Genomic DNA, 12,767 nt, shown 5'->3' with positions numbered 1-12,767 from the left:
TTCATTCGGGCGTTTGTTGTCGCTGTGGATCAGCGTTGAACAATATCAGCGTCACTTCCTGATCAAAGCCCTGATTACAAACCAAAGGTGCATCGCAACGGTTGTGACAAGTCCATAATGCGTTGCTATGACATGGAACCGCTCTTTCAAAGAAGCCCGATGATTCTTAACCGTCATGCCGCCATCAAGGTAGTTCACCAACACCTCACCAACATTTTTCAGCGCCAAACCTTGTTCTTCAGCAGCTTTCATGATTCGGATACACCAATCCACATCGGCCGAATAACGATACCTGAGGTTATAAAGTGTGTGCTTGGCAAGATCTGTACGAGCGTAGAAAGACTGGTGACAAACCACCATTCCATGCTTAAAAGATCTCCACGACAAAACAGGGGGAGGTTGCAACCGACGATGCCGGATAAACTTTCCGTCATCGTCCACAATATCCGCATGGCCGTAAAGCACACCCGGCAACGCCTCTCTCTCAACCAAACTATCGGAAACGTGCGCCAACGTCTGTGACGAAGGAAACACATCGCCCGCATTCAGAAACACCAGATAGTCACCCGTGGCCATCCGTATGCCCTTGTTCATCGCATCGTAGAGTCCGGAATCCTTCTCCGACACCACCTCCACCCGACGTTCGTTGGACGTTTCGCTTGTCTCTTTCTGATAAGCAAGGGCCATGGGTATCGTATGATCTTTCGACAAACCGTCTAAGATAAGGTGCTCAATAGGACCATACGACTGACCCTTCACGCTATCCAACGTGCGCTGAAGCTCGTGCTCGGCATTGTATGTACAGGTAATGATCGTAAATGTGATCATAGGAAAATCATTTAAGTGCAGTCGCCTGGTTGTAAACTTCTATGTATTTTGCGGCAACTGCCTGTTGGGAATAATGTGAAACCACTTTGTGAATGGCCTGTCGACCCAGTTCGTCATACGCTGTTTCCTCAAGAATCCAATGAATTCCCTTCGCCAAATCACCCGCATCTCTGTAATTAGCCACATATCCATTCGTGCAATGGTCTATCATTTCGGGAATCCCGCCTATGTTAAAACCAACACAGGGAACACCACAGGCCATCGCCTCCATGATGGTGTTGGGTAAGTTTTCTGATAAGGACGGGAGCACAAATACATCTATCGACCGGTACACTTCCGCCATTTTCTTCTCATCACGGATATACCCCAAAGAATAAACCGGCATCGCAAGCTGTTGCTCAAACTCCTCGGCATGCCCTCCAATGATTACGATTCCTGTGCTTTGCTTCATCTTCGGGTACATGGAAACAAGTCGGTCGCAAGCCTCTATCAAATAATTCATGCCCTTGTTTTCATTGGTTACCTTCTGGGCTATAAACGCAATCAAGCGCCTGTCAAGGGGCAAGTGCAAACTCTTCCTCGCTAACGCTTTGTCCTTTTTGCAAAAAATGGAAGTATTCAACGGGTTAGGAATGGTTGTCACCACGTGGTCACGTGTCAAACAACTGGCTCTTGCCTCATCAGCCAACCACCGGCTACAGGCCACGAAAGAGATATTCTCCGCCTCATAAAGTCTGTTTTTCTCCTGCCAAACGCGGTATGACAAATCTCGCTCTCCCCCACCTTTTGGCAGATATGGACAATGGGAACACCCGGACTTGAATCTCTCGCATCCCAAGGACAGATGACAAATACCCGAAACTGGCCACAAATCGTGCATAGTCCAAACCACGGGTTTACCGCTTTTCAAGATGTTGCGAATGCCCTTCAACGACAACATCCCCTGGTTGATCCATGCCAAATGAATAATGTCGGCCTGTTGAAATTCAGGCAAAGAAGTGATGTCAACTCCCAAATTGGCTATATCCAACCCGAATAGATGTTTTTTTGAGAATCGCAAATGCAAGAAGATGCACAAGCGCTCCCACAGAAATGCCATGCGATGTCGCCATGGATGCGGCAATCCAACCACATTAATGTTGTCGGTTTCCTTGTTCGCCACCAGCATCTTTGCCTTGACACCATTGTTGTTCAAGGCCTCCAGCAACCGTCTGGTAGCCACTGCGGCTCCTCCGGCCCGCTCATGTGTATTCACTAAGAGTACTCGCATTCTATCTGTTCTTGATGTGACAAAGGTAATAAAAAGCTGCGAAAAAAGAATCCTACATATTTAATAATATAGATGAAATCTTCTAACAAACACCCTTCTGTGCTTCGAGAATTTGAAAATAATAATCCTTTGGTTCAAAATTTACGAAATATGAAGCAATTGGTAGTGAGTTCACAATCAACCAATTAGCAAAACCTCGTTTACAACCCCCCGTTTTGTCACCTGCGATTGCATATCGATTGCTTAGACGATTAGGCTCCTTTCGCGTCACCAAGAGGCTTCTTTCGCGTGGCGATTCAAGTCCAAACGTACTGCGATAACATAGTAACCGCACCGCCCTCGTGATTTCCTACTCACTTCTTGCCAAAAGTATCGGTCAGAACATGGCGTAATTTTCTCTGGATGTTGCAAAGAGGAACACACGAGAAATGGTAATATTATTTTATAAAATTTAGAGGGAAGAGTTAAGAATGAAGAGGGAAGAGGGAAGAGAGAAGAGAGAAGAGAGAAGAGAGAAGAGGGAAGAGGGAAGAGGGAAGAGGGAAAGTGAAGAATGAAGAGGGAAGAGAGAAGAATCAACGCGTTAGCCTAATTGTGAATTTTAAATTATGACGAGTTGATGAGCTTGCGAATAATTATGAATTGCAAACGCGTTAGCCTAATTGTGAATTATGAATTATGACAAGTTGATGAGCTTGCGAATAATTGTGAATTGAATATTCCTCCGCTCGGCTTCGCCGAATCTTAGAATATTCGGAGAATATCATTTTATAAATGAAAGGCTCATCGCAGAATATATTTCCGTTTGCTTCGCAAACAATCTTAGAATATCTACCCTACCTCCACCGCGCAGTCCAAAATATGAGTGAAGAGTGAAGAACGAAGAATCAACGCGCAGCCTAATTGTGAATTTTGAATTATGAATTTTGAATTACAAAACCGTGTGCGTGCACAAACTCTTGATTTGTATCAAGAAAGCGCCTTAAAAACACTTAATTACGCTCATAAACTTGGAACCTAACGATTTTTACCCTACCTTTGCAACATCAAAAGGTTAATAGATTGTTTAGGTTAGTAGTAATAGATTTAGGTTTTTAGTTATTAGGTTTAAGGTAGATTTGATAGATTGTTTAACGGATGACAATGAAGGCCGTGAGGTTTTCATTTGATCAGAAAAGTTTTTTTAGTTAAACATAAAACATACGCTGGAGCTCGTTGATGAGTTTCAGCGTATTTTTTTAATGGCAAACCGCCTGTGTTTTCTTTGTCTTAGTCTTTCTCGATTAAGCAAACCGCGTATGCAGCCATGCCCTCCTCGCGACCTACAAACCCCATCTTCTCCGAAGTCGTTGCCTTGATGCTGATTAAATCTTCGTCGCAACCCATGATTTTGGCCATGCACGATTTCATTGCAGGTATATGGGGGTTGAGTTTCGGACGCTCTGCACAGATCGTGGCATCTATATTTCCAAGCCTGTATCCCCGGGTGGCCAACAGTTCCATCGTCTTTTTCAGAATGAGTTTGCTGTCCATATCGAGCGTTTCATTGCTGGTATCCGGGAAATGATAACCAATGTCGCGCATGTTGGCAGCTCCCAACAAGGCGTCGCAAACGGCATGAAGCAACACGTCGGCATCACTGTGTCCCAAGAGTCCTTCACTATGTTCTATCTTGACACCACCTAAAAAAAGGTCACGACCTTCCACCAATCTGTGGACATCGTAACCCATTCCAACTCTGATTTTCATATTCTTGAGTAAAAAACTTATCTCCTGTTAAACAAATCCTTGATACCATCCATATCAAAACTCAGCGTGAAGCGCAGCGTCTGATCCAGGGGATTGCTCTTGGCCGTCGCAATGACATAGCCGGCATCGAGTGAGAAAACGTTCATCTTGAATCCGGCTCCCACCGTGAAATACTTCATGTTACCCTTGTTGGCATGTTGGTCGTGATAGCCCGCACGCAACGCGAACTGGTCGTTATAAACATATTCAGCGCCCACGCTCCATTGAATTTCCTGCAGTTCCTCCTTAAAACCATTGGGTGCATCGCCAAAACTCTTAAAGATTCCGCCTATCGAGGAGACATCGTAGTATTTCTTCTGCACATAGTCCTGATAGTCGTTATATTTGTCTTTGTCCGACGCCTTGTTGTACTGTTCTTCCGTAGGATAGGTCGGCACCAGCAGCTTGTTGGCATCTGCGGCTATGGTAAAACGGTTATACTCATCCAGCGGAATCATCAGCGATGCGCCCAGACGCATGTTTGTCGGGATAAACTCGCTGTTGTCGTCACCTCCGAAGTTAATCTTACTACCTATGTTGGAGATGTTCAGACCCAATCCCAACTGACATTCGCGATCGCCGATATTCAGGTAATTCTGATAATAAGCAGCTATATCCGCCGCAAAGGCCGACCCGGGCGACGTGTCGCTGGTGTAGTCGTAGGTCAGATCCGAGTAGATCCAGCGCACGGCTGCCGCAATAGAGAACTGTTCGCTCAGCATGAGCGAGTAACCCACATCCAGCGACATCTCGTAGGGGTTAATGGTCATGGCATTTTCGTCCATGCTTGTCATCACTTCTCCCAAGGAGAAATAGCGCAGCGACCCGGACACAGCACTGTAGTCGCCAATGCGATAATATCCCACCATATAAGCCAAGCCAATGTCGTTGACCAACTGTCGCAGCCAAGGGGTATAGTTCAAAGCCACCCCGGCACGGCTAATGGTGAATGGATATTTAGCAGGATTCCAGTATTGCGAAGACACGTCAGGATCGGTTGCCGCACCCACATCGCCCAACCCTGCCGAACGGGCATCCGGGGCAATGGTCTGCGAGGTTACCGATGCATTCACCGGGTTAAACATATCTTGCTTGTCCTGGGCAGACAGCGCGAGTGTGCAACTGCACATCAGCAGTATCGCCCATATTCTCAGGAAATTGCTCATCTTCTATAATCAGTGTTCTGTTTCAATACTATAAACGTTGCAATAAGACTATTTATTGCTTACAACTATCAGTTTCCTGGCCTTCGTGGCTTCAACACTTCCGTCGTTTGACACGCGGACGCGGTAGAGATACACTCCCGTCTGAAGCCTTCCGCCGTTATCCTGTCTCAAGTCCCAGTCCACGGTATAAGTCCCACCCGTCGACACGCCCGACTCACGATGAGTCCACAACAAGCGTCCGCTGACATCAAAGACATCAACTGCCACGTCCAACAAACTGCCACTCATATTATGATTGATGATGAATGTTGTGGAAGTGGAGGCCGGATTCGCCGACACCCCCACACTTTGGATGGAGGGTTTAAGAGCCTTGACCACCGTGAAATCGAGTGTTGCCGTAGATGAATTGTTCTGCATATCCCATGCTCGGAATGTCAGGCTGTGCTTCCCAGGTTCCAACTCGGGGATGCTGAATGCGGCCGTACCGCTCGTATAGGTGCCAAAATCGTATTGGAAATACTCGTTCAGGTTATACGTTTTGGAGGCATCGCCATCTATAATAAGCTGCAGGTCGTGACCAATACCATTGCCGGTCACATTGATTCCATCGTTATCTTTCAGCTGTGCCACGAAATAAGGCGTCACGTTCACCTTGCCGCCATTCGCAAATTCGGGTGTATTCAGATAGCAGAAGATTTTTGGTCCCACAGAGTCCGTTCCAGTTTCGCTGGTTCCTCCAACCATATAGTTTCCATTGGCGCCATTGGCTATCATCCGATGATCTGCACTCACAGCATAGAGGTTCATCAATCCGTTGTCATCAGCATAGTTAATGTCCCTTGGCACAGCAAACGAAAAGCTGAATCGGCCGTTTCGAACGCTGTCGGATCCATTATATAATATATTCGTGCGATCGTAGAACTTCACCGGTTCATCGGCCTCAGCACTGCTATTCATCCTACCCGTTATAAGCTGGCGTGAATCTCTCACCACGGCCGTCAGTACGCCATCGAAGCCTTCACCATGCTCGATATGTCCACTCACACGAGCTACATCGCCTGCTTTGAGGTGCGCATTGACACCCGGTTGTGCCACCGCGGCGCCATTGATGGAATCCACCACCATCTTCAGCGAAGGCAGGTTCAACGACAACGCGGGGTCGCCCAACAGCGAATATTGCAGTTTGTTGGTTGTACGGTCCGCCCCAGTGGTTATCATCAAATTCTTGGCACGGCGCTGCGCCTCGCCCAATGTCATGGGCTTACCATTTTCCCTACTCAAGACCAAGCGCATATAAGCCATGTTAATCAACTTATTGTAGTTGGCATAAACCGTGCGCGTAGTTCCGAAAAAGGCTACTGCTCCACCATGGGGATTCAGCACGGCAGCCTCGCCGATAGTTGGCTTCACATCGTCAAAAGGCATGATGTCGCACGAAGCAGTAATCCAAAGGGGTAGATTTTTATTGGTGAAAGACTCAAAATCTTTGAGGTTAAGCACCTTCTCATGCGATATCTGGTCCTCGCGCCCGTGTCCCGAATAGTCCATGATCAGTGCACCAGCAGCTTGCTGCTGCTTGATGACACGTGTTATCTCAGGATAGGAGTTCCCCGTTGAGGTTGTCTCTCCTTTATAGGCATCCCACATCACTTTCTTGATTTGGTATCCGGGATAGAGGCGGGCTATTTCCTCGGCGGCCTCATCCACATCCTCCATGTGCAGGTTGTTGTTACCATCATCGCCCATGAACATCAGCACGTTTTGCCATGCACCGGCATTCTTGTTCCTTGCATAACCTATCGTCTTGTCCACCATTATCCTTGCTTCTTCTGCCGTAGTCACTGGAAAACGGCCAACAGCCACGTCTAATTTGTCCGAGTTTTGTGGATTAGCGCCCTCTCCATCGTCCAACAGACAGAAAAAACCATCGTCTACATAACACGAAATTTTGTTAAAGGAGTTCTCGCTCTCGAAGCATAGCAGGTAGTCGTCAGGGTCGAGATTCCTGCAATCGGAAGTGAGCATGCGGTTATCCCACACACAATCGCCGAAAAGAAGCAGGTATTTAGGCATGTCCTTGTCGCTTTCCGCACGGTCGTAGAGCATTTTCAAGTATCGTCGATAGGCGTTGGCATCGGGTGTTCCACTGGAGAACTCATTGTAGAGTTCGTCTGCCGGCACGATGCGTACGCGCATAGAGTCGTGTTCTTCGTGGAAGTCTGCAAGGCGCCGTGCTTGTGCCAAAAGATTCTGGGAAGTGGGAATAATGATAATCATGTCGGCGGCTCCGTCTGCATGATGGTCCTGATTGGTGATATTGTACACATATTCCGGTGTAGCAAACTTACCCGACAGTATGGGTTTCGGTGCTGGTTTTTCCCAAGCCATCGACACATAGTCTAACCGAAACGGTCCGCCCGAAAGGGTTTTAATCATCACTGTATCGGTGACATGAAGATCGGTCAGCGTGTAGTTTCCGCTCACTTCACGCCCTTTGTCATATTCGCCGAGTTGGGCACGGGATATCGTCATCGTGCCTAAAGAGTTACCATTCCTCAGTACTTCTACTTGACCCGCAGTTCCGGCAGATACAATAACCGTCAACACTCCTTTCTGCGAGTTGCTGCGGTTCTTCAGTACCACACGCTTGGTTTGTCCTTGAGCAATACTTTCCGTGTCGTAGAGGTTCCTGCCTCCATGATACCAGCTATAGCCGTCTACCTCTTCAAGCGAATGATAATCGTTGTCAGAGGGATAGAACGAACTGACGAAAGCGGTCGAATCAATGCTTGTCGGCATTGCGTCGCTTTCCGTAAGGAAATAATAACCGTAGTCGGAATAGGGATTTCTCGTGCGTCGCGGAGCGGTGTTACTGCTCCAACTCACTGGACCTTTGGCATAGAACAACCGTTTGCCATTCACCGTACACGTGGGCACTTCCTTCAGATCGTCGAGCGCCTGCAGCTCATTGCCCACCAATGTTTCATTCTGCAAGTTTCCGCCATAACCATAAACCTTCACCTTGTCCAAGTTGGTAAAGCCGGCCTTACGTATCAACTCACCGGTGATTTGATACACTCCCGTTTCCGGTACGCGAATCTTGGCCCATTTTCCCGATGCCAACACCGAGTGCGGCGCATATCTTTCGACTGCCGTCGTTGCCCTTGTGGCCGCAACAGCCCTCTTGATCGACCGTCTCACGGCCTTGGAGTCGATTTGAAGCATGAAACTCACGAGTGCCTGATAACGCCCATCTCGATAGACCAACGGACAGAACTGCACCTCCAACGCACCTCGTTTTCTGTCCAGCACGATACGCTGGTCAATCTCCGGCAGGGCTGGCAGTTGGTCACTGGATATCTTGCGATAGTTTTGCACATCGAGTGGCGATAGGTCAACGAACTCAGGATAGAGTATCGATGCAGTGTAGACGGAGTCGCTGAAAGCGCCCTCCAAGGCCACCGAGTAGGCAAACTGTGGCAGCACGGAATCTACCTTCACCTCATCTGAAGTGAGGTTGAAGAAGCGTTGAGCCGATGCCGGAAGCCCTAGGCACAACACCATCAGTAATCCCCAAATTCGCCGGTCTATGTTCATCTATTGTTTAGGAGTTTTATATATTAAAGGTGGAAACTGTAAATATCCATCGCAACCATCTATATTGTTATTGCAGCTTGCAGCTGGACAACTTATGACTTCTTCCTGCTCACTATTTGCAGTTAAAGTCGAGAACTTTCCATTCCTCTAAGTAGCCTTCAAGATGATCGTCAATCTGCAGCGGCCCCACACCTGCGGGGGTGCCCGTGTAGAGTATATCGCCAGTCTTCAGCGTGTAGAATCGACTGATGTACGCGATAATCTCGTCCACCTTATAGAGCATCTCGCCTGTGAATCCCTCCTGAACGGTTTGTCCGTTGATATCCAAATGGAACCGAATGTTCTGCATATCGCGAAACTTCTCCTTCGACATCCATTCGCCGATACAGGCCGCACCGTCGAAGCCCTTCGACAAATCCCAGGGATATCCCTGCTCCATCATCTTCTTCTGCAGTTCACGTGCGGTGAAATCGATGCCCACCGTCACAGCATCATAGTAGCGCGGGGCGAATCGCACCGGTACGTTTTTGCCCAATTTGCAGATGCGCACCACCACCTCCGTCTCATATTCTATTCGTCCCAAGTGGTCGGGAATAAAGAAAGGTCTTCCGCCTTTGAGCAGACTGGAGTCTGCCTTCAGGAAGATCACGGGTTCATCCGTTTTAGATAACGTGCCATGCATCTCTTTATTGTGCAGGGCATAGTTCATGCCAATCGCAAATATCTTCATCTTTCATTTCTGGTTTATAAACATGACTTACAGTCGCAAAGTCCTAATGACGCACCACAAACTTCCTCCCCTGCCTGATATAAAGCCCGGGGGGCAACTTCGCAACATCGATACCCATATATCGCCCATCAATAGCATAGATGCGGTCGTCTCGCTTGCCAGTAGTTTCAATGGTTTTCACTCCGGCAGTCTTACGCTCCAGCACGAGTTTCAGACCCTCGTAGGCATCTATCTCACCATAACCATAGCGGTTGTTGGGATAGCTCAACGTGGTGTCATAACGGCGACAAGTTCTGTCGAAAATGTCGAGACAGTCGTGCATGGTGAGCGTGGGATCGGCCTCCAACCACAGTGCAATCACTCCGGTCACAACTGGTGCAGCCATCGACGTACCGCCATTGCTGCTCCAGGCATACGTTCGCCCGTTGTAGTCGAAATGCCGGATATCGTTTGTCAGAGCCATGCCGTCATCGCTGTGATTGTCGATATAAAACGAACTGTAGGAAGAATTGATGTTCTGTCCCGGTGCCATCACGTCGGGTTTGGTGCGTCCATCCCACGTGGGACCGACCGCAGAGAACGGTGTGCGCACCCCATTGACACCCTTGTTATATACTTTGGTCTCGCCAAGATAATTGACAAAACCCGTGCGAAAAGCCGTAGCACCCACACAGATGACACTCGGCGCACTGCCTGGTGACAACACACTGTAGGTGTTGTCACCGTCATGGAGCGACGGATCGAGATTGAAAGGCCAAAAATAGCCACTCGACCGAAACATCTCCACATCCGCATCCGACTGCGTGAGGCACACGGAGGTGTTCACTGTTTTCGATTTTTTTGTGTCGGTGACGGGGATAATCCAGTCGCATATCAGATCGTTAGGATTATAACTTGACCGATAGGCCATGGCCTCAAAGCGGAAAGTGGATGAGCCTAAAGTCACGGAATCAATGTAGGTAGAATCCTGAGAAGCCAACACCTCGTCCATCCGAATCTCTTTTAAGAAGGGGTTGTTCACATCCACATACAGTCTGATCTGCATCGTGAAGTTGCCGGTAGTCTTGGTCGTGGCAATCACCGGCTGCAGTCCGGGATTTGGAGTGCCTACAAAAATACCAGCCTTATCCTGCGATGGGGTCTTCTTGATATGTGTAATGTGCTCTCCGTCGTTGCCCGCCGAGGACACAAGGATATGCCCCGGACCCACAAGCGAATCGAGCATCTCGTAGTATAGGTTGTCATACCCATGGAAATCCTGCGTTGATCCCTCGCTGAAGTTAATCACACAGGGTTTCCCCACACGGTCGGCATAGTCGAAAATATATTTGAAACCAAGCGCATCGAGAGCGTATGTGTATTTGTAATAGTCCTTGGGATCAATGAGTTCCCGGTCGTCGGAGGTAGCGTTACACACCAAGCAGATGTCGCAGTCGTAGGCTATGCCACGGTATGGAGACTTTCTCCCATCTCCCTCAGCCCCACTCCCGGCCGCAATGCCGGTGGTGTGTGTGCCGTGCGTCTGCAACTTACCATCGCGCGGACAACCCACCCGGAGCAAGGCATCCCTGCCCACATAGTCACGCCCAACAGGCAGTTCGCTCTGCAAGGTGTCTACAGACAACTGATCCCACATGGCCTTGATACGATATTGCGACATGTCGGCCGAATAGAAATTGGGATGCGTCAAGTCGAAGCCAATATCCTGAACACCCACCACGACATCCTTGCCACTATATCCGCGTGGCAGGTTGAGTCCTTCATTCACCTGTACGGCCTTCACAATGATACCGGTGGTGTCCATCTGCGCTGTGGAGCAGGGCCCGGCCTCAATGCGTCTGACATGGCTATCGAGCGACAGACTGGGGAGTTGACTCAGTGGGATTTCTGCAACACAAAGGCCGCCATATCGTGCCAGCATCTTGCAGCCATATTGCCTCAGCACACGTTCGGCATCACTGGTAAGCTTGACAAAGGCGATCATCGACTGCCCACGACCGGCTGTAGCTCGTGTCGGGTACGTGCCGTCCTGACCATCATGCTGTTGAGCGGCATAACAGGCAGCGCGCACAAAAGGTGACATCTTGCGCAGGGCGGGGCGTTGGGCATCCGCTTGTCCGACAAGAAGAAAAATGATGAATACGAGCAAAAACCTGATCATGGGACTAAGCGTATGAAGCGTTACCCTGCAAAGATACGAAAAACAAGCGTTGTGAAACACCATTTCGACAAAAAAGCAACAAAAAAGCCATGGAAGAATATTCTCCCATGGCTCCATTTGGTTTTGACTGTCAAAATACAGCCGTTAGTCGGCAGAGAGGCCGAAGCGCTTGAAGGCTACAACCTTCATGCCTTTTTCTTGCTGATTCAGCCAATCGCCAACAGAGATCTTGTCGCCGTCGGCAAACTGGAACTCCTGGTCTACGAGACAGTTCTCCTTGAAGAACTTGCTCAGACGACCCTTGGCAATATTCTGAATCATGGCTTCCTTCAGGTTTGCAGCAGCCTCAACCGAAACAGTCTCGCGAATCTGCTTGGCCTTGTCAGCGTCTTCCTGAGTCAGCCAGCCCTTGGTGATGTTCGAGGCGATGTGGTCTTCCGAGTCCACAAGATTGGCGTTGATGCCGGCCTTTTTCAAGGCGACGTTCACCTGGCGCTCTACCTGCTCCTCCTTGGTCTTGGATACAGCCACCTTGTACTCCTCGTCCTTCATTTCCTGAGACACAGAAGCCTCGTCGAGAGCGATCGGCTTCATGGCAGCCACCTGCATGGCCACCTTGTGACCTGCATCTTCGTTGGCAGCTGTGAGTTGAACGAGGGTACACAGCGTGTGCTTGCCCATGTGGTCGTATGTATAGATATTGTCACCCTCAAGCACATGGTAGCCATCGAGTTCCATCTTCTCGCCCACCACACCGGAGCGGCGTGTAACAGCCTCTGCTACGGTAATGCCATCGCTCATGCTGAGTTCTTTCACCTCGTCAAGGGTTTTAGCCTTGGCGGCAACCGCAGCATCGAGAATTTCCTGAGTCAGGGCGATGTAGTCCTCGCCATTGGCAACAAAGTCGGTTTCGCACTTCAATCCGATGATTGCAGCAAATCCGTTCTCTTCCTTAACAAGTACGCATCCGTTCGAAGTCTCCCGGTCGGAACGCTTGGCAGCGATAGCCAAACCGCGCTCGCGTACCAGCTCCACGGCCTTGTCAATGTCGCCATTGGCCTCTGCGAGGGCTTTCTTGCAGTCTTTCATACCGGCTCCGGTCATGGTGCGGAGCTTCTTGATATCTTCAATTGTAACAGCCATAATTATATTTATTTTTTATTGGGTTTTTAATTCAAACAACAAGGTCTTACAGGACACGCAACAAGATTCGTAAACGCTCCTGTT

Annotated in this window: 8 protein-coding genes; all 8 read right to left on the bottom strand. The window is 49.0% G+C overall.

Annotated features, from left to right (window positions below; translation table 11 throughout):
* Positions 1 to 51 precede the first annotated feature (51 nt).
* Positions 52 to 828, bottom strand: a complete 777-nt coding sequence (locus tag HMPREF0645_RS09990; protein WP_007174871.1) for a glycosyltransferase family 2 protein — start codon at positions 826 to 828, stop codon at positions 52 to 54.
* Positions 829 to 835: 7 nt separating this feature from the next.
* The gene (locus tag HMPREF0645_RS09985) at positions 836 to 2,098 is read right to left on the bottom strand and encodes a glycosyltransferase family 4 protein (RefSeq protein ID WP_007174870.1); all 1,263 of its coding nucleotides are present in this window, start codon (positions 2,096 to 2,098) and stop codon (positions 836 to 838) included.
* 1,269 nt (positions 2,099 to 3,367) lie between these two features.
* A complete protein-coding gene (ispF, locus tag HMPREF0645_RS09980) occupies positions 3,368 to 3,847 on the bottom strand; it encodes a 2-C-methyl-D-erythritol 2,4-cyclodiphosphate synthase (protein ID WP_007174869.1) in 480 nt (159 codons plus the stop codon).
* A 17-nt stretch (positions 3,848 to 3,864) separates the two neighbouring features.
* The gene (porV, locus tag HMPREF0645_RS09975; protein WP_007174868.1) at positions 3,865 to 5,052 is read right to left on the bottom strand and encodes a type IX secretion system outer membrane channel protein PorV; all 1,188 of its coding nucleotides are present in this window, start codon (positions 5,050 to 5,052) and stop codon (positions 3,865 to 3,867) included.
* Positions 5,053 to 5,100: 48 nt separating this feature from the next.
* Positions 5,101 to 8,649: a type IX secretion system sortase PorU gene (gene porU, locus HMPREF0645_RS09970; RefSeq protein ID WP_007174867.1), complete on the bottom strand. Its 3,549-nt coding sequence runs from the start codon at positions 8,647 to 8,649 to the stop codon at positions 5,101 to 5,103.
* Between the two features lie 112 nt (positions 8,650 to 8,761).
* Entirely contained in the window at positions 8,762 to 9,379 is a 618-nt protein-coding gene (locus HMPREF0645_RS09965) for a fumarylacetoacetate hydrolase family protein (protein ID WP_007174866.1), read from the bottom strand.
* Between the two features lie 43 nt (positions 9,380 to 9,422).
* On the bottom strand, positions 9,423 to 11,540 hold the full coding sequence (locus HMPREF0645_RS09960) for a S8 family serine peptidase (protein ID WP_007174865.1): 2,118 nt from the start codon (positions 11,538 to 11,540) through the stop codon (positions 9,423 to 9,425).
* A gap of 144 nt (positions 11,541 to 11,684) precedes the next feature.
* Positions 11,685 to 12,683, bottom strand: coding sequence for a translation elongation factor Ts (gene tsf, locus HMPREF0645_RS09955; protein ID WP_007174864.1), 999 nt, complete (start codon positions 12,681 to 12,683; stop codon positions 11,685 to 11,687).
* Between the last annotated feature and the right edge of the window lie 84 nt (positions 12,684 to 12,767).

The sequence above is a fragment of the Hallella bergensis DSM 17361 genome, from assembly GCF_000160535.1.
GTDB classification, from domain to species: domain Bacteria; phylum Bacteroidota; class Bacteroidia; order Bacteroidales; family Bacteroidaceae; genus Prevotella; species Prevotella bergensis.
This window is presented reverse-complemented; position numbering and strand designations above follow the sequence as displayed.

Bases quoted from the DNA above. Each gene is read 5' to 3' on its own strand.
- porV (WP_007174868.1), bottom strand. From the start codon at position 5,052: ATGAGCAATTTCCTGAGAATATGGGCGATACTGCTGATGTGCAGTTGC.
- HMPREF0645_RS09960 (WP_007174865.1), bottom strand. From the start codon at position 11,540: ATGATCAGGTTTTTGCTCGTATTCATCATTTTTCTTCTTGTCGGACAA.
- HMPREF0645_RS09965 (WP_007174866.1), bottom strand. From the start codon at position 9,379: ATGAAGATATTTGCGATTGGCATGAACTATGCCCTGCACAATAAAGAG.
- HMPREF0645_RS09990 (WP_007174871.1), bottom strand. From the start codon at position 828: ATGATCACATTTACGATCATTACCTGTACATACAATGCCGAGCACGAG.
- porU (WP_007174867.1), bottom strand. From the start codon at position 8,649: ATGAACATAGACCGGCGAATTTGGGGATTACTGATGGTGTTGTGCCTA.
- ispF (WP_007174869.1), bottom strand. From the start codon at position 3,847: ATGAAAATCAGAGTTGGAATGGGTTACGATGTCCACAGATTGGTGGAA.
- HMPREF0645_RS09985 (WP_007174870.1), bottom strand. From the start codon at position 2,098: ATGCGAGTACTCTTAGTGAATACACATGAGCGGGCCGGAGGAGCCGCA.
- tsf (WP_007174864.1), bottom strand. From the start codon at position 12,683: ATGGCTGTTACAATTGAAGATATCAAGAAGCTCCGCACCATGACCGGA.